The sequence below is a fragment of the Neisseria macacae ATCC 33926 genome, from assembly GCF_022749495.1.
Taxonomy (GTDB): Bacteria; Pseudomonadota; Gammaproteobacteria; order Burkholderiales; family Neisseriaceae; genus Neisseria; species Neisseria macacae.
On sequence record NZ_CP094241.1, the window covers coordinates 938,795 to 956,636 of the forward strand.

Annotated in this window: 15 protein-coding genes and 3 tRNA genes; 12 read left to right on the forward strand and 6 right to left on the reverse strand. The window is 52.0% G+C overall.

Annotated features, from left to right (window positions below):
* Positions 1-16: 16 nt before the first annotated feature.
* Entirely contained in the window at positions 17-394 is a 378-nt protein-coding gene (locus MON40_RS04495) for a hypothetical protein (RefSeq protein ID WP_003779148.1), read from the reverse strand.
* Between the two features lie 173 nt (positions 395-567).
* On the opposite strand from MON40_RS04495, the gene ybeY reads away from it, so the two are divergent.
* Both ybeY and MON40_RS04505 read left to right on the forward strand, forming a co-directional pair.
* Positions 568-1,083 (forward strand): rRNA maturation RNase YbeY, encoded by a 516-nt coding sequence (ybeY, locus tag MON40_RS04500; protein ID WP_003779150.1) that lies wholly within the window; start codon positions 568-570, stop codon positions 1,081-1,083.
* A 1-nt stretch (position 1,084) separates the two neighbouring features.
* Positions 1,085-1,909 (forward strand): HlyC/CorC family transporter, encoded by an 825-nt coding sequence (locus MON40_RS04505; protein WP_003779152.1) that lies wholly within the window; start codon positions 1,085-1,087, stop codon positions 1,907-1,909.
* A gap of 188 nt (positions 1,910-2,097) precedes the next feature.
* On the opposite strand, the gene rnr is transcribed toward MON40_RS04505, so the two are convergent.
* Positions 2,098-4,587: a ribonuclease R gene (rnr, locus tag MON40_RS04510; protein WP_147611982.1), complete on the reverse strand. Its 2,490-nt coding sequence runs from the start codon at positions 4,585-4,587 to the stop codon at positions 2,098-2,100.
* A gap of 93 nt (positions 4,588-4,680) precedes the next feature.
* Here rnr and MON40_RS04515 point away from each other — a divergent pair.
* From MON40_RS04515 to dnrN, 4 genes are all read left to right on the forward strand, one after another.
* A tRNA-Leu gene (locus tag MON40_RS04515) sits at positions 4,681-4,767 on the forward strand.
* A 39-nt stretch (positions 4,768-4,806) separates the two neighbouring features.
* Positions 4,807-4,893 (forward strand) — tRNA-Leu (locus tag MON40_RS04520).
* Positions 4,894-4,987: 94 nt separating this feature from the next.
* Positions 4,988-5,078 (forward strand) — tRNA-Ser (locus MON40_RS04525).
* 247 nt (positions 5,079-5,325) lie between these two features.
* Positions 5,326-5,799 (forward strand): iron-sulfur cluster repair protein DnrN, encoded by a 474-nt coding sequence (gene dnrN, locus MON40_RS04530; protein WP_003779156.1) that lies wholly within the window; start codon positions 5,326-5,328, stop codon positions 5,797-5,799.
* A 95-nt stretch (positions 5,800-5,894) separates the two neighbouring features.
* Here the strand turns inward: dnrN and MON40_RS04535 are convergent, their stop codons facing one another.
* The 3 genes from MON40_RS04535 to MON40_RS04545 all read right to left on the reverse strand — a co-directional run bounded on the left by MON40_RS04535 (position 5,895) and on the right by MON40_RS04545 (position 12,310).
* Complete coding sequence (locus MON40_RS04535; protein WP_242926009.1) at positions 5,895-9,293, reverse strand: TonB-dependent receptor domain-containing protein; 3,399 nt, start codon at positions 9,291-9,293, stop codon at positions 5,895-5,897.
* Positions 9,294-9,830: 537 nt separating this feature from the next.
* Entirely contained in the window at positions 9,831-10,592 is a 762-nt protein-coding gene (locus tag MON40_RS04540) for an endonuclease/exonuclease/phosphatase family protein (RefSeq protein WP_039863126.1), read from the reverse strand.
* 164 nt (positions 10,593-10,756) lie between these two features.
* On the reverse strand, positions 10,757-12,310 hold the full coding sequence (locus tag MON40_RS04545) for a glycosyltransferase family 2 protein (RefSeq protein WP_003779163.1): 1,554 nt from the start codon (positions 12,308-12,310) through the stop codon (positions 10,757-10,759).
* 157 nt (positions 12,311-12,467) lie between these two features.
* Between MON40_RS04545 and MON40_RS04550 the strand changes: the two genes are divergently transcribed.
* Positions 12,468-13,433 carry a tRNA dihydrouridine synthase gene (locus MON40_RS04550; RefSeq protein ID WP_039863127.1) on the forward strand — a complete coding sequence of 322 codons (966 nt, stop codon included), beginning with the start codon at positions 12,468-12,470 and terminating at the stop codon, positions 13,431-13,433.
* A 103-nt stretch (positions 13,434-13,536) separates the two neighbouring features.
* On the opposite strand, the gene MON40_RS04555 is transcribed toward MON40_RS04550, so the two are convergent.
* Complete coding sequence (locus MON40_RS04555; protein WP_003779169.1) at positions 13,537-14,709, reverse strand: alpha-hydroxy acid oxidase; 1,173 nt, start codon at positions 14,707-14,709, stop codon at positions 13,537-13,539.
* Positions 14,710-15,061: 352 nt separating this feature from the next.
* On the opposite strand from MON40_RS04555, the gene iscR reads away from it, so the two are divergent.
* The 5 genes from iscR to iscU all read left to right on the forward strand — a co-directional run bounded on the left by iscR (position 15,062) and on the right by iscU (position 17,822).
* Positions 15,062-15,508 (forward strand): Fe-S cluster assembly transcriptional regulator IscR, encoded by a 447-nt coding sequence (gene iscR / locus MON40_RS04560; protein WP_003779173.1) that lies wholly within the window; start codon positions 15,062-15,064, stop codon positions 15,506-15,508.
* Between the two features lie 32 nt (positions 15,509-15,540).
* Positions 15,541-16,755 carry an IscS subfamily cysteine desulfurase gene (locus tag MON40_RS04565; protein WP_003764834.1) on the forward strand — a complete coding sequence of 405 codons (1,215 nt, stop codon included), beginning with the start codon at positions 15,541-15,543 and terminating at the stop codon, positions 16,753-16,755.
* Positions 16,756-16,869: 114 nt separating this feature from the next.
* The gene (locus MON40_RS04570; protein WP_003779175.1) at positions 16,870-17,175 is read left to right on the forward strand and encodes a hypothetical protein; all 306 of its coding nucleotides are present in this window, start codon (positions 16,870-16,872) and stop codon (positions 17,173-17,175) included.
* Positions 17,176-17,237: 62 nt separating this feature from the next.
* The gene (locus MON40_RS13355) at positions 17,238-17,366 is read left to right on the forward strand and encodes a hypothetical protein (protein ID WP_278250524.1); all 129 of its coding nucleotides are present in this window, start codon (positions 17,238-17,240) and stop codon (positions 17,364-17,366) included.
* A gap of 69 nt (positions 17,367-17,435) precedes the next feature.
* Positions 17,436-17,822 (forward strand): Fe-S cluster assembly scaffold IscU, encoded by a 387-nt coding sequence (iscU, locus tag MON40_RS04575; RefSeq protein WP_003779182.1) that lies wholly within the window; start codon positions 17,436-17,438, stop codon positions 17,820-17,822.
* Positions 17,823-17,842 lie beyond the last annotated feature (20 nt).

Genomic DNA, 17,842 nt, shown 5'->3' on the forward strand with positions numbered 1-17,842 from the left:
CGGGAAGGTCGACAGTCTAACACAAACTTTCTACGGTAACTGCCTGACTGTACTTGCCCAAGGGGCCGAATCCGTTGCCTTGGTTTTGTTCTTTGGTCAGCACTTTTCCCTGAATGCAGACATTGTTCAGGGTAACGTTATATGAGCCGGAACTCAGGCGGTTCTTTTCTACTTGGTCCATCAGGCTGTCGCCGCCGTTGATGAAATAGGTTTTTCCGTCGGCGGTAAATTCAGCCTGTTCGAGCGAATAATGGACTGTCCCTGTCATTTTGACCGTATCGCCACCGCTTTTTTCGACCTGAGTTTCCGTCGGTTTGGCAGCCGACGTTTCGATTTTGTTTTGCGGGGAGCAGGCTGTCAGGGCAATCAGTAGGGGGAAAAGAAATTTGTTCATTTGCAATTACCGTGGTTGATAAAGGTATTCCGCTGCGAAGCTGTCGGAGAAGCCGTTGCACTATATCTGTTGCAACGAAATAAACTATAATGTGTACCGGCATGATGGTAGTTCATACTGCCGTAAAATAAAACTTATTCTCTAAAAACATTTTAAACCAATAGCCTTACAGCATGAAGCGCGCCAAAAAATATCCCTTCTTATCGTTGCAGCGGCAACGTTTCTGCCTGAATTTTGAAAACGCCTCAACCGCCGCCGACCTTCCGAGCGAACGCGATTTCTACCGCTGGGCATGGGCGGCGTTGAAAAACGAATACCGCCGCGCCGACATCAGCCTGATTCTGCTGGACGAAGAAGAAGCCCGCGCCTACAACCGCGATTACCGCAGCAAAGACTACGCCACCAATGTGTTGAGTTTTGCCTTGAACGAAGGCGAAATCCTGCCCGATCAGTTTTCAGACGAGCTTTGCGGCGATTTGATCATCTGCCCGCAAGTCGTATTGAAAGAAGCTGCCGAGCAGGGCAAAACCGCCGAGCAGCACTTTGCCCACCTGACCATGCACGGCACATTGCACCTGATGGGCTACGACCACATCGAAGAGACCGAGGCCGAAGAAATGGAGGCGCTCGAAATCCGCCTGATGCAGGCAGCAGGTTATCCCAACCCCTACCAAGAGGACGAATACTGAAATGGACGACACCCGGTCGAAACCGACATTTTTCGAACGTTTGATTTCCCGACTTGCCGGCGAACCCGATTCCGCCGAAGACGTACTCAGCCTGCTGCGGCAGGCGCACGAGCAGGAAGTGTTTGACGCGGATACACTTTTGCGGCTGGAAAAAGTCCTCGACTTTGCCGATTTGGAAGTGCGCGATGCCATGATTACCCGCAGCCACATGAACGTTTTGAAAGAAAACGACAGCATCGAGCGCATCACCGCCTACGTCATCGAGACCGCCCATTCCCGTTTCCCCGTCATCGGCGAAGACAAAGACGAAGTCCTCGGCATCCTGCACGCCAAAGACCTGCTCAAATACATGTTTAATCCCGAGCAGTTCAACCTCAAAGCCATCCTTCGTCCCGCCGTTTTCGTACCCGAAGGCAAATCGCTGAACGCGCTTTTGAAAGAATTCCGCGAGCAGCGCAACCACATGGCAATCGTTATCGACGAATACGGCGGCACGTCGGGTTTGGTAACTTTTGAAGACATTATCGAACAAATCGTCGGCGACATTGAAGACGAGTTTGACGAAGACGAAAGCGCGGACAATATCCACGCTGTTTCCACCGAGCGCTGGCGTATCAATGCCGTAACCGAAATCGAAGACATCAATGCCTTTTTCGGTACGGATTACAGCAGCGAAGAAGCCGACAGCATCGGCGGACTGGTCATTCAGGAATTGGGACACCTGCCCGTGCGCGGTGAGAAAGTTGTTATCGGCGGTTTGCAGTTCACCGTTGCCCGTGCCGACAACCGTCGGTTGCATACGCTGATGGCGACTAAGGTGAAATAACAATTTACTTGAAGAACAAATGAAGCAAGGTCGTCTGAAAACTTGGCAACAGGTTTTCAGACGACCTTTTTGGTCTTGAATTAAGGAGAAATGGAACGGTGGTTATGTAGAAATGTAGATGATGAACAACCGCCGTTTTTTATCGCACCTGTCCGTTAAACGGCTTTTGAAGTTAGCCAAAAGACAAACTATTTAGCCTTGCTTCTGCCTTTGCGCTTGGTTGGCGCGGTATCCGAGGTTTTCACCTTGATTTTCACGCTTTTGCTTGGCTTTTTGTCTTTGCGTTTGGCTTTTTCCATTGCCGTTTTGGCTTTGGCGGTTTTCTTTTTGCCGTTTTCAGACGACGTTGCTGCGCTTTCCGGTTGGACTTTGCTGCGGCGTTTGGCGGCGGGTTTTTCCTGTTTTACAGGCGTTTTCATCGCGTCGTCGATTTCTTTCGCCGTCAGTTTGCGTTTGGTTTTCGAGCCGGTTTGGGCGGTGGTTTTGGCGCGGCGTTTTTTGCCGCTGCTTCCGCCGCTGATCAAGGTCAGGTCGATTTTGCTGGTGTCCAAATCGGCGCGCGCCACTCGGACGCTGACTTTGTCGCCCATGTTGAAACGGATGCCGCTGCGTTCGCCTTCTATCGCCATGATTTCGGGGCGGAAGTTGAAATAGTCTTCGCCCAAATCGCTGATGTGTACCAAGCCGTCGATGTGGATGCCGTCTAAGGTAACGAAGAGGCCGAAGTTGGTCATGCCGGAGATTTTGCCCTCGAATATTTCGCCGACTTTATCGCGCATGTAATAGGTTTTCAGCCAGTTTTCCACGTCGCGGCTGGCATCGTCGGCGCGGCGTTCGCAGAACGAGGTGTGGACGCCCAAAGCCTGCCAGCTTTTGTTTGGTGTGTAGGTTTGCTGGTTCAACACGGCTTTGATGGCGCGGTGTACGGTCAGGTCGGGATAGCGGCGGATGGGGGAGGTGAAGTGGGCGTATGCTTCGTAGGCAAGGCCGAAGTGTCCGTCGCAATGCGGTTCGTAAACTGCCTGCTGCATGGAGCGCAACATCATGACTTGCAGCAATTCGGCATCGGGTCTGCCTTTGAATTGTTCGGCAAGTGCGGCATAGTCTTTCGGCGTCGGGTTGTCGCCGCCACCCAGTTGCAAACCCAATAAGCCGAGCTGCTCGCGCAGGGTGGCGAGTTTTTCGGGTGTCGGGCCTAAGTGGTTGCGGAAGAGGGCGGTGTGCTTGTTTTTTATCAGGAACTCTGCCGCGCAGACGTTTGCCGCCAACATGCACTCTTCAATCAGCTTATGGGCGTCGTTGCGGACAACGGGCACGATTTTTTCGATTTTGCCGTTGTCGTCGAAAAGCATTTGGGTTTCGACGCTTTCAAATTCCACCGCACCGCGTTCGAAGCGTTTTTTCTGAAGGATTTTGAAGAGTTTGTAGAGGGTATCGATTTGGGCTTTGTGCGGATGGTCGAGGTCGTCTGAAATCCAATCCCAGACTTGGTTGTACGTCAGGCGGGCATGGGAACGCATAACCGCAGGGTAGAAGCGGTATTCTTTAATATTGCCCGCGTAAGTGATGACCATGTCGCACACCATGCACAAACGCTCGACATCGGGATTGAGCGAGCAGATGCCGTTGGACAGGTTTTCCGGCAGCATGGGAATCACGCGGCGCGGGAAGTAAACGCTGGTGCTGCGTTCCTGCGCGTCCGTGTCGATAGCGTCATCGGGGCGGACATAATGGCTGACATCGGCAATTGCCACGACCAAACGGTAATTGCGCCCGATTTTTTCGGCAAACACGGCATCGTCGAAATCGCGCGCCGTTTCACCGTCTATGGTTACCAAAGGCAAATCGCGCAAATCGACGCGGCCTTTCAAATCGCTTTTACGAACATGGTCGGGGATTTTTTTCGCGGCTTTGGTACACGCTTCGCTGAATTGGTGCGGCAAATGGTGTTTGCGCACGGCGATTTCGATTTCCATACCGCTGTCGGCATAATCGCCCAATACTTCGATGATTTTCGCCACGGCAGGGCGGTTTTGCTCGGGATAAGTCTCGATTTCGCCGACGATGACCTGACCGGATTCAGGCTTGAAATGCGCGACGCTGTCAGGTTCCAAGACAATGCTTTGGTTCAGGCGTTTGTCTTCCGCTTCCAAAATCGCTACGCCGCGATCCATATAGAAACGTCCGACCACTTTGCTTTGCGCGCGTTCGACAATATCTAAAACCGTTCCTTCGCGGCGGCCTTTGCGGTCGATACCGGCAGGGCGGACGGTCACGATGTCGCCGTGCATGATGCCGCGCATTTGGCGTTCGTATAAAACAAAATCTCCGTCTTTGGTGGGCGTGAGCGGTACGGCGAAGCCGAAGCCGTCTTTGTGCGCCTCGACACGGCATTTGACCAAATCCAATTTGTCTGCCGCGCAAACCGCACCGCGACGGTTGATTAAAACCTGACCGTCCCGCGCCATCGCTTTCAGACGACGTTCAAAAAATTCGTACTCTTCTTCCGTAATCGACAACTCGCGTGCCAAGACTTCGATTTTCGACGGCACGCCTTTTTGCTCCAATAATTCAATGATCCACTCCCTGCTTGGCAGCGGATGTTCGTAACGTTGTTTCTCCCGTTTCAAAAACGGGTCTTTTTCTCGTAAATTTAAAGATTTAATATTTTTGTTCATTTTATTGGTTGACATTCTTTTTCTAAAATATATAATGACCGCTTCTTTGCGAAATAGTCAATCACTGTAACGCAAAACAGGAAATAAAGCAAAGCCCAGGTGGCGGAATTGGTAGACGCGCTAGCTTCAGGTGCTAGTGTCCTCACGGGCGTGGAAGTTCGAGTCTTCTCCTGGGCACCAAACCCTTTGGTCGCCGCTTTGCTTATCTCCATCCTAATTGCCCAGGTGGCGGAATTGGTAGACGCGCTAGCTTCAGGTGCTAGTATCCTCACGGGTGTGGAAGTTCGAGTCTTCTCCTGGGCACCAAATCAATTATCCGGCTTATCCGGATTTTTTATTGAATAGATTTATTTGTCTGATTAAGCTACAATATCAGGCAATAAAATATGTTTGATTCCACAGAGAGGTGGATGAGTGGTTTAAGTCGCACGCCTGGAAAGCGTGTATACGTGTATAGCGTATCGAGGGTTCGAATCCCTTCCTCTCTGCCAGATTTTAAAAAGCCCGTCTTAATCAAGACGGGCTTTTTTCTTGCCTTCAATTCAGGTGACAAGCTGCTTCAGTCTCTCTTCAAAAAAGAAATTACTTTTATTCTCAATTTGTTATACATTTCGGCTCCATCTATACAAATCAGTTTTGCAGGTGTATCCTTCACTCCGTTATATACATTCATAAAAAATCCATCTTTAAAAAGGTCGTCTGAATACGCCGGCCTGACACAAATCCAAGGACACTGCCATGACTGATTTTACCGTATGGGAAACCGCGCCGTTTGGTGCAACCATCGACCATATCCTGCTACGCTACCATGATGTACACCGCGGGCAATTTAAAGAGCTGGTTCCGTTGGCTCAAAAAGTCGCAGAGGTACACGCCGACAGTTTTCCGGCTGAAGTGCCGGAGTTGCTTGCCTATATGCAAAACGAACTGCTGATGCACATGATGAAGGAAGAGCGCATGCTGTTTCCGATGATCAAACAAGGCGTCGGTCGCGGAGCGGCAATGCCGATTAATGTGATGATGCACGAGCATGAGGAACACGACCAAGCCGTAGCCAAGCTGCTTGAGTTGACCAATAACCTGACCGTTCCCGAAAATGCTTGCGGAAGCTGGACGCGCCTGTATACATTGGCACGCGAAATGGTGGACGATTTGACCAACCATATCCATTTGGAAAATGAAATCCTGTTCCCGCGCGTATTGGCTTCTTAAAAATAGAGCTGGTCCAAAGGTCGTCTGAAAATTGTTTTTCAGACGACCTTAATGTTTTGCCAGTACGCAAAGAGGCTGTTTTCTGTTAGAAGAAATTACCATTTCCCTGTCAAACCGATGCGCAGGGTACGTCCCGGGGCGGGCATATAGGAGCGGCTCATGGGGTCGAGGTAATAGCGGTCGGTCAGGTTGCTGCCCGTTAGCTCTGCGCTGAAATGTTTGTTGAATTTGTAACGCACATAGGCATCCACGACAGTAACGGGCTGCCAGTTGGCGTTGCCGTTGTCGCTGTTGAAAGCTTTGCTGTTTGCGCCGTCACGTTGCAGGTAGTATTCGCGCCAGCGGGCGGACGGCTGTTGTTTGTCTTCAACGCGGCTGTGGAAGGTCAGGCGCGAACCGATTTCGAGTTTTTCGTTTAGGAACCTGCCGCCGAGGTTGGCAACGACCGACCAGCGCGGCTGGATGCGGTTGATCAGCCAACCGCTGGCGAAACCGCCGTTTTGACAGTAAGGTACGGGGAAGGTGCGGCCGTGCGAGACGTATTGGTCTACATCATATTGCTGCTCGATGGCGCGGCGGTCGCAGACTTCGTTTTTCATGTTGCGCACCACGCCCAAGTCGCCGAAAACACGGCCGTTGTCGAAGCGGGTTTGCAGCTCTAAACCGCTGATGACTTGTTTGTCGTAATTGCTGATTTGCCAGGTGGCATAGTTGCGGTCGATGACGTTGTGGGTTTTGTTGTGGAAGTAGGTCAGCCGCACGTCCGCGTAACGCATTTGGGGCAGCAGGCGGGTGAAGTCGTGGCTGAGGGAGATTTCCCAGTTTTTGGCATGTTCGGGTTTGAGCGGGTTTAGGAGTCTGCCAAACGGGACGCTGAAACCTTTGGCGATGCTGTGGTTGCCGAAGCCGAATGTGCCTTCATACATGCTGGGGAAGCGTTTGAATTCGGTATAACGGGCGAACAGGCGGGTGTTGTCGCCGAGCTGGACGGTGGCGGAGAACATGGGAGCGAAGGCATGGCCGCGTTTGTTCCACATTTTGCGCAGTTCTTCTTCGGTCAGATGCCGGTATTCGATAGCGGGATTGTTGACATCGGTTGTTACGGCGGCAGCATAACGTTTTTCAACTTTGCCTGTGGCAGGGTTGATGCCGGTTTCATTTAAGAAATTGAGTGCGCCTGTCCGGACGGGGTTTTCTTCGGGATGCGAACGCCGCCAGTAGATACAGTTTCCATTTGCTTCGTTTTCGGTGCAGTTGGGTATTGATTTCCAGCCGCTGCTTAGATCTTCCGCTTCCATAAAACGGTTGCGCAGCTCTGTCAGTTTTTCGGGTTCTTCCGGAAGTTGGGGGTGATTATCTTGCCAGCGTTGTGTTTCTTCGGGTCGGTTATCTAATGCCCAGAGATATTCGGGAACGGGCAGGCTGTTTATCCAATTCCAAAAACGCTTGTCGTAGGCATCATATTCGGCTTTCGCCCGTATGGTCGCAGGGTCTTGGTCGTAAGCTTTTTGCGCGGCGTGATATTGGTCGGACAATTCTCGATAGGCTCGGTATTCTTCAGGTGTGGCAAGCCGGCTCTGCAGATAGACGAAATCCCTGCTGTTGTCCGACAGTACGTCGAATTTGTTTTCTCTTTCCAACCATGTTCGGTTTTTGTCGATATAGTCTCGGAGGAAGTTGTCGGTTTGGTGGTAGTCGGTGTAGCGGCCGCCTGCGTTCAGAGTCAGCCAGGAAGTGGGCTGATATTTGAAGTTGAAGCCAAGGTTCCATTCGTCGCGTTTGCCTTTACGCGGCATGGTCAGAGCGAAGTTGGAATTTAAGGTGGTCTCAGGGTCTTCCCAGAACAATTTTTGGGATTCTTCTTCGGGCAATGCGAGTATCCAACTGGTATCGCTGCTGCCTTTGAGTTTTTCGCGCTGGTAGTCGCCCATCAGGGTCAGTTCCAATTTGTCGGATAATTTCATTTTATTGGACAGGTTGATGCCCAGGCGGTTGTTTTTGGCGCGGTAGGCGGCGGCATTAAAAACGTTGAAACGGTTGTTGGTATTGGGCGGCAGTTTGTCCCATTCGGGTTCTTTGCCTTTGTAATACCAGTCTTCGGCGTATTTTTCGTTGAATATTTTGTCGAGGAACAGGGTGGATGCGGGATAGCCGCCGGTGGAATTGGTTTGCGAATTGTTAAACGTCCCCCAAATCCCCGCCTTCAAATCTATCCAGCGGTTGTTTTCGGGTTTCCATGTGTAGTCGAGGTTGACGGCGGTCTGCTTCACCCATGCCTGCGGCCATTCTGCCATCAGCGTGCCTTTGGTGAGCTTGCTCATGTCGGTTTGGGCGGAACCGTCCGGTTTGAGCATGCTGCCGCCGATGTTGCCGAACAGGATGCTGTACGGCATGATTTCGCCGAAACGGGCGTGGGTGCGGCGTATGCCGAGCTGTATTTTTTGATTGTCGGACAGTTTAAGCGTGCCTTTTGCCAGCCACGAACGCATATTCAGGGAGGTGTTGGCCACTTCGCCGGACGGATGGTAATACGAGCCGATGTTGGCGGTATATTCCTGAATATCCGTAACTTTTTTGGTAAATTCTTCCTCGGTCATAGAGCTGGCATTGGGGAGGTAGCCGTAGCGTTCTGCGCCCTTGCTACCGGTAAAATAATTGCCTTTGTCCCGCCATGCGTAGGCAATCAGGCCGTCAAACACTTCGCCGCGCATACCGGCAGAAATGCGGAACGCGTTGTCTTTAAACAATTTGCCACGCCCGCCGAAACGCTGTTTCTGGCGGTCGCTGTCGTCCAGCATAATCGCCCAGTCCATACGGTCGAAGGAGTAGGGGCTCGGGTAGCGGCGGTAGTCTTTGTTCCATGATGCGGCATGGGCGTATTCGCGCTGTTTGATGCTGTTGTTGCCGGTTTCCATTTTGACTTCCATGCCGAATTTTTGGTCTTTCGGCACAACGTCATCAATTTCCAGCGTTTTCATGCTGACCGAGCCGCCTATGCCGGTGCGGATGTCACGGTTTGTTGATGCGCCTTTTTCCACATAGACGCTGCTGACGAGATTCGGGTCGATGTAGTTGCGGTTGGATATGCCTTCAAATCCTCGCCATACGCTGATTGCCTGTTCCGTGCCGTCTACCGTTACTGGAACTTTGCCTTCGCCCTGAATGCCGCGTATGTTGGGGTCGAGCGCGCCGCTGTTGCGCGCGTCGCCGCTGTAAACTCCCGCCATGCCGCCGATTAAATCGGCCACGCTGCTGCCGCGGTAGGTTTCGATTTCCTGTTTGCCTTTGTACATATTGCTGATGTCACGGCTGTAGACTTGGGTGTAGCCGCTTTTATCCCGGTTGCGATGGGCTTTGACGGTAATGGTATCCATCTGCACGCTTTGGGTGGGGGTAGTATTTTCCGCCCATAACGGCGTATGCCACAGCATACTCAAGAATAAAACCAATATTTTGGGCGTAGAGGGGAATTCGACGGATTTGACAGGTTTCATGATGGATTTTCCTTTGTTCGCAACAGCTTGAAAATAGGCGAAATCTGAAATGCTTCCAGATGGCATCGGAAAATAAAACGCGAACCGAATGTAATGGGGTTGCAGCCAATTGATTAAACGGTTTGTTCGGACCGTTGATATGGATGCGCTTGCTTCACGCAAGGGAAGGGCATTTTGACAAAACAAAAGGAAAATATCCGTAGGTTACCGATTGTGTGGAAAGGAACGCGGACAAAATACTTTGTTCCTTTAGAGCTGCAAAATAACATAAATTGATTATGATTACTATTTATATAATAATTTTAACTAAAACTTGATAATGTGTAAACAGATGCCAAACAATACAACTTTGGCATTTGGGTACCTCAGAAAATCATATTTTTGAGTTTGGACGGGCCGGGGTTGTATTGGATTTCGTAAAAAGTTTGCTGAGTTTGAAGTTGATTGAATGATGGCTTGAAGTTGATTTGCCGATATAAAGAGGTCGTCTGAAAATCCCGATTTCAGGTTTTCAGACGACCTTTGGCATGGGTGCGGTCAAGGCAGTTTGGGTCTGACTTTGACGCTCAAGGGCAAGTGGTCGGAGAGGCGTTGCCAGTTTTTGCCGTTGTGGATTTGGGAATCTAAGACTTCCAAGTTGCGGGTATAGACGCGGTCGAGGCTGAGGACGGGCAGGCGGGCGGGGAAGGTTTTGGGGCGTTTGCCGTTGCTGTCCACGAATACTTCGTTCAGGTTCAAAGCGTTGCCTAAGGATAGGGCGGATTTTTGCCGCCAGTCGTTGAAATCGCCGGCGAGAATCAGCGGACTTTGCGGGTCGATGTGATGCACGACGTATTCGAAGATGGCGCGGTATTGTTTGGCGCGGTCGGGTTCGCGCAGGTTGAGGTGGGCGCACAGGCAGACGAGCGGGGTGTCCCAGCCTTCGGGCAAGACTTCGCAATGGAGTACGCCGCGCTGTTCGAGTTTGTTGACGCTGATGTTGAGGTTGTGGCGGGTTTCCAGCGGCAGGCGGCTGAGGATGGCGTTGCCGTGGTGGCGCTGCGGGTATACGGCGTTTTTGCCGTAGCTGCGGTTGTAGGAAAGGCGGTCGCCGAGGATATCGTAATGCGGTTTTTCGGGAAAATCGGGCAGCCTGCTGCTGCGGGTCAGGTGTTGACCTTGCACTTCCTGCAAAAACAGGACATCCGAGCCTATGCCGCGAAGCTCTTCCGCCATGCTGTCCACTTGGACTTTGCGGTTGAGCGCGGACATGCCTTTGTGCATGTTGTATGAGGTGATGGTAATCGGGCGGGGGGACATGATGTGTAACCGTAGTGTGTGAGTAGTTTGTCGTTGTATTGATAGTATAACACTGCAAGTGTTTGGTTTCCGTAAAGATTTGATGTGCGGACGGTTGCTTGGCGGTAAAACGTCGTCTGAAAGGTTTCAGACGACGTTTGAGGGGGAAACGCGCAGAAAACGATTTATTTTATGAACTCGTCCATGCCGTCTTCGCAGCGGATTTTTTGTTCGGACAGCGTGGCTTTGAGCAGGGCGTCGTTTTGCGGCAGGGCGTCGCGTTCGGCTTCGTGGTGCCAGAGGTGGTAGGCGATGCCGGCGAATTTGAGGTTGTGGCGTTTCATGCCGTTATGGAAGAGGCGGGCGACGAACTCGCTGTCTTCGCGCCCCCAGCCGACAAAGCGGTTGTCGAAGCCGTTGACGGCGAGCGCATCGCTGCGGAAAAAGCCCATATTGCAGGTTTTGATGCCTTTGTGTTTGCGGCTGCTTTGTCTGCCGATCAGGGCGGACAGGCTGCGGCAGCGCAGGGCGGACAGGCGTTTTTCTATGCCTTGGCTGAACACGGACAAATCGGGCAATTCGCCGGAATCTAAAATTTCTTGGGTGCGGCTTTGGGTCAGGATAACGCGCGAACCCTGTATCAGCCTGCCTTTGCATGCGAGCTTGAGGTGGTCGGCGATGAAGGACGGGTCGAGTATCATGTCGCCGTCGATAAGGATGATGTAGTCGCTTTTTGCCTGCGCCAGCGCGCGGTTGCGCGATTCAGCGGCGCGGAAGCCGTCGTCCGGCCGCCAAGAATGTTTGACGGGGATGTCGGTGTGGCTGCGGATGAACTCGACGACTTCAGCGGTGTCTTGGCGCGAACCGTCGTCCGCGACGATGATTTCGTCGGGCAGGCGGGTTTGCGCGAGTGCGGATTTTAAAACCAGCTCCAGCGCGTCGGGACGGTTGTAGGTGGTAATAATCAAGGCGACGCTGATATTGCGGTTGCGCTCGTAAAGTTTGACATATTTGTAATACGAACCTTGGGCATTGGCGATGGAAATGGTCAAGCCGTCCGCGCCGTAGGCGAAACCGCGTTTGAGCAGGTAGTTTTTGACAAACGATACGCTGCCGTGCAACAGGGCTTTGAAGGGCGAGCTGTCTTTTTTGTAGCGGTTTTCTTCGGCGTAGAGTGAGCTGTATTGCTGCATTTTTTGAATCAGCCCTTCGGCGTTTTCGAAGGAATAGTGTTTCAGACGACCTTCGAGCGGACGGACGTTTGCATCGGGCGGCAAAATCAGCGATTCATGCACCTGACGGTCGGAAAAGCGGGTAAACCGGCGGTGGTAAAGGCGCGGGATAATGTCGGGATACCAGCCGCAGGCTTTGATCAGGCGGCCGTTGTAGTGGTTCAGGCGCGAGAGCGAGAAGATGTTTTGTTCTTTGTTTTCCGCCACGGCTTTGCGGATGGCGGCAATCAGTTCGCTATCTGCCACTTCGTCGCTGTCTATGCTGAATATCCAATTGTTTTGCGCGAGGCGGGCGGCGAGGTTTTTCATCGGACCGAAGCCGATGAAGTCGTATTTGTAATAACTGACGTTGGTGAAGCGTTCGGCGATTTCAAAAGTGCGGTCGGTCGAGCCGTTGTCGAGCAGCAATACTTCGTCGAAGTCTTGAAGCGCGGTCAAAACTTCGTGCAGATAGCGTTCCGAATTTTTGACCAACATGGCTGCTGTGGCGGGAATTTTCGGGTTCATGATGAGGTCGTCTGAAAAGGGGTCGTCTGAAAAATCAAAATCGGGAAATCAAGGCAGTTCGGCAATGGCGGCGGTCAGTTCTTCGTGGCAAGCGTGTATTTTAACCGATATACCGCTACAATACGCATTTCCTTTTTTTCAGACGACCTCCTCCGATATGCAGCTTATCCTTGCGCCTATGCAGGGGCTGGTGGACGATGTGATGCGCGATTTGCTGACCCGTATCGGCGGCTACGACGAATGCGTCAGCGAGTTCGTCCGCATTACCCACACCGTCCATTCCCGTTCCACCTGGCTCAAATACGCCCCCGAAATCGCCAACGGCAACAAGACCCCCGCCGGCACGCCCTGTACCGTCCAGCTTTTGGGCAGCGATGCCGACAATATGGCGGTCAACGCCTTGGAAGTCGTCCGCTTCGGCGCGGACAAAATCGACCTCAACTTCGGCTGCCCCGCCCCCACGGTCAACAAACACAAAGGCGGCGCCGTCCTGCTCAAAGAGCCAGACCTTATCCACCATATCGTCAAAACCCTGCGCCAACGCCTGCCCGAACACATCCCGCTCACCGGCAAAATGCGGCTCGGTTACGAAGACAAAAGCCTCGCGCTCGAATGCGCCGCCGCCATTGCCGAAGGCGGAGCCTGCGCCCTGACCGTACACGGGCGTACCAAAGTCGAAGGCTACGAACCGCCCGCACATTGGGAGTGGATACGCAAAATCCGCGAACACGTCGCCATCCCCGTAACCGCCAACGGCGACGTGTTCAGCCTCAAAGACTATATCGGCATTAAAGAGATGACGGGCTGCAACAGTGTCATGCTCGGTCGCGGCGCCGTCATCCGCCCCGATTTGGCGCGCCAAATCAAACAATACGAAAACGGCGAAACCGTCCGCGATACCGATTTCGCCGAAGTTTCGGTGTGGATAAACCAGTTTTTCCATTTGTGTCTCGCCAAAGAAGCGAACAACAAATACCCCGTCGCCCGCCTGAAACAATGGCTGGGCATGATGAAGAAAGAATTTGGGGAAGCGCAGGAATTGTTTGATGCGGTAAGGGCAGTCAAAGACGCGGAAGAAGTCGCGCGGATTTTGGCGGCGTTTGAAGACAAGATGAATGCCTGATAATGATGAGGTCGTCTGAAACCGTATTTCAGACGACCTTTTTATATGAAAAAGCAAACCGGCAGTTAATTTGTTTAATCGCCGGTTTGGTGTTTAAAAACAATCAGAACTTATCGTTTGACCAGCGCGTGCTTTGCAGGATGCTGGCGTCAACGTCTTGAATATTGCGATGGCCGGTAAACGCCATGGAGACGTCCATTTCTTTATACAGGATTTCCAGCGCGCGGGTAACGCCTTCTTCGCCGTATGCGCCCAAGCCGTAGAGGAACGCCCTGCCTATCATCGTGCCTTTTGCGCCCAAAGCCCATGCTTTGAGGATGTCCTGACCGCTGCGGATGCCGCTGTCCATCCACACTTCGATGTCGCTGCCGACTGCGCTGACGATGTCGGGCAAGGCTTTGATCGAGGATACGGTATCGTCGAGCTGGCGGCCGCCGTGGTTAGAAACGACCAATGCGTCCGCGCCGCTTTTCGCTGCTTTTTCCGCATCTTCAGGTTCCATAATGCCTTTGATAATCAACTTGCCGCCCCACAAATCTTTAATGCGGGCGACGTCGTCCCAGCTCAGGCGCGGGTCGAATTGTTCGGACGTCCACGAAGACAGTGAAGACAAATCGCCGACGTTTTTAGCGTGTCCGACGATATTGCGGAACGTTCGGCGTTCCGTGTTCAGCATTTTCATACACCATTCGGGCTTGGTTGCCAGATTGATTAAATTGGCGATGGTCGGTTTCGGCGGTGCGGACAGGCCGTTTTTGATGTCTTTGTGGCGTTGGCCCAAAACCTGCAAATCGGCGGTCAATACCAATGCCGAACATTTGGCATCCTTCGCGCGCTTAATCAGGTTTTCCATAAACTCGCGGTCGCGCATCACATAAAGCTGAAACCAAAACGGCGCGCTGGTGTTCTCGGCAACGTCTTCAATCGAGCAGATGGACATGGTCGAGAGCGTAAACGGAATGCCGAACTTCTCCGCCGCCCGCGCCGCCAAGATTTCGCCGTCAGCGTGCGCCATGCCGGTAAAGCCCGTCGGCGCAATCGCTACCGGCATTTTCACATCCTGACCGATCATTTTGGTCTCTAAACTACGACCTTCCATATTGACCAATACCTTTTGTCGGAAGCGGATGTCTTTGAAATCCGAAGTGTTTTCGCGGTAGGTAGTTTCCGTCCAAGAACCTGAATCGATGTAATCGTAAAACATGCGCGGCATTTTGCGCTTGGCGACAAGGCGCAGGTCTTCGATACAGGTCATTTTGCTCAAATCGCGTTTCATTGTTGATTGCCTCTGTTAAGGGGTTGCTTATGGGTTGGGTCGTCTGAAACGGGTAGGGCGTTTTCAGACGACCTTTTACAATACCATAATGATTTAGTATGAATTAGATAATCTATATCAATCGCAATTATAAAGCAAATGGTTTTAACCCCGCCAAAAGCGGGGTAATAGCACTTTTCAGACGACCTCGGATTCAAGTTTCAGATAAAAAAAGAGAAATCTTTAGGGAGATAAAAATCAATTCGCACAGTCATTTAAACAAACAATCGGGAGATGCCCGAATATACTTGACTGAATCACTCAGATATTAGACAATCGCACCACTATAAAAAAGCCGACACAGGCACCTACCATGAGACTGACCACAAAAGGGCGTTTTGCCGTTACCGCCATGATCGATTTGGCGATGAACGCGCAAACCGGCGCTGTCAAACTCAGCGCCATCAGCGAACGCCAAAGCATTTCGCTTTCCTATCTCGAACAACTATTCAGCAAACTGCGGCGTGCCGGGCTGGTTGAAAGCCTGCGCGGCCCCGGCGGCGGCTACATCCTCGCCGCCCCTCCCGCCCAAATCAATATCGCCCAAATCATTTCCGCCGCCGAAGACAAGCTGGACGCCACCCAATGCAGCAGCAAAGCCAACTGCCACCACGGCGCGCCCTGCCTGACGCACGACCTTTGGGAAAACCTGAACAAAACCATCAACGATTACCTCAGCAGCGTTACGCTGCAAAGCATCATTGAACAGAAAAACTGTAACGACGGCAGCCAAGTCGTTACCTTTACACACATCCATTAAGTAGAAACCAAATAAAAACGAAAGAGCAAACCATGACCGTCAAAACCCCCGTTTATCTCGACTACGCCGCCACAACCCCCGTTGACAAACGCGTTGCCGAAAAAATGATTCCCTATCTGACCGAAACCTTCGGCAACCCCGCTTCCAACAGCCACGCATTCGGTTGGGAAGCAGAAGAGGCCGTCGAAAAAGCCCGCGCCGACATCGCCGCCCTGATTAACGCCGACCCCAAAGAAATCATCTTCACCAGCGGCGCGACCGAGTCCGACAACCTCGCCATCAAAGGCGCGGCAAACTTCTACAAAACCAAAGGCAAACACCTCATCACCGTCAAAACCGAACACAAAGCCGTGCTCGACACCATGCGCGAACTCGAACGCCAAGGTTTTGAAGTAACCTACCTCGGCGTACAGGAAAACGGTTTAATCGACTTGGAAGAACTCAAAGCCGCCATCCGCGACGACACCATCCTGATTTCCGTGATGTGGGTGAACAACGAAATCGGCGTGGTACAAGACATTCCCGCCATCGGCGAAATCTGCCGCGAACGCAAAATCATCTTCCACGTCGATGCCGCCCAAGCCTGCGGCAAAGTGCCTGTCGATGTCGAAGCTGCCAAAATCGACCTGCTGTCCATGTCTGGTCATAAAGTATACGGTCCCAAAGGTATCGGCGCACTGTACGTCCGCCGCAAACCCCGCGTCCGTCTAGAAGCCCAAATGCACGGCGGCGGCCACGAACGCGGCTTCCGCAGCGGCACCCTGCCGACCCACCAAATCGTCGGCATGGGCGAAGCCTTCCGCATCGCCAAAGAAGAACTCGAGCAAGACATGGCGCACTACCGCAAACTGCGCGACATCTTCCTCAAAGGCATCGAAGGCATCGAAGAAGTCTATATCAACGGTGACCTCGAACACCGCGCCCCAAACAACCTGAACGTCAGCTTCAACTTCGTCGAAGGCGAAAGCCTGATTATGGCGGTGAAAGAACTCGCCGTATCCAGCGGCTCCGCCTGTACCTCCGCCTCGCTCGAACCCAGCTACGTCCTGCGCGCGCTCGGCCGCAACGACGAACTGGCACATTCATCACTGCGCATCACCTTCGGCCGTATGACCACCGAAGAAGAAGTGCAATTTGCCGCAGAACTGATTAAATCCAAAATCGGCAAACTGCGCGAACTGTCGCCGCTGTGGGAAATGTTCAAAGACGGAATTGATTTGAACTCGATTGAATGGGCGGCGCATTAAAGTTGTCCACTAAGTAAATGCCGTAATAGAGTTTGGACGTTCAAATTTTGGGTAAACTAAGAAATTATTTTCTAATTTTCTAATTGGAGATGAAGGAAAGTATTATGAGTAGATATGAAAAATGTAATTGCCAAGGTAACGATATTGTTTGCAAGAAATGTGGTGCAACATACCCAAAAAGTGGAAATAGCTTCCCTAAACCAGTACCTAAAGGGAGTGGTGGCTGTAAAAAATACGCAAAATGTCCTTTTTGCCATGAGGAATGTTGCTTGGAATTTGACCGTCCAAGTTTACGACCTTAAAACAAACAGCAAACGTATGTCAGTTGAAAGCCTAAAAAATCCGTTACAACTGATGGAACGTTGGATTTTGCAATCCAGCTCAGCCAGCCAAAGATTACAAACAAAAAAGGTCGTCTGAAAACCATAAAGACCTTTTCAGACGGCCTAAAAGCCACAACCTTCAAATCAAGGATGCAACCTATGAACGAACAAGAACTCGACCTCGATAATCTCGACAACCTGCTTGAAGATTTTGACGGCGTTACCGTAGAAGGCGGCGTCGATTCGGACAACGACGACGGCTGCGAAGGCGGCGCGTGCAAAATCTAAACTTCAGGCCGTCTGAAAACCAGCAAACAAACCACTTAAACTATCAAAAAACATTAAGGAAACCACATCATGGCATACAGCGATAAAGTAATCGACCACTATGAAAATCCCCGCAACGTCGGTACTTTCGACAAGGGCGACGATTCCGTCGGCACCGGCATGGTCGGCGCCCCCGCCTGCGGCGACGTCATGCGCCTGCAAATCAAAGTGAATGACGAAGGCATCATCGAAGACGCCAAATTCAAAACCTACGGCTGCGGCTCGGCCATCGCTTCGTCCAGCCTGATTACCGAGTGGGTCAAAGGTAAAAGTCTGGATGACGCGCTGGCAATCAAAAACAGCGAAATCGCCGAAGAATTGGAATTGCCGCCGGTGAAAATCCACTGCTCCATTCTGGCGGAAGATGCGGTAAAGGCAGCCGTTGCCGACTACCGCAAACGTCAGGAAAACAAATAACCTGATTCAGCGGGCGCTTT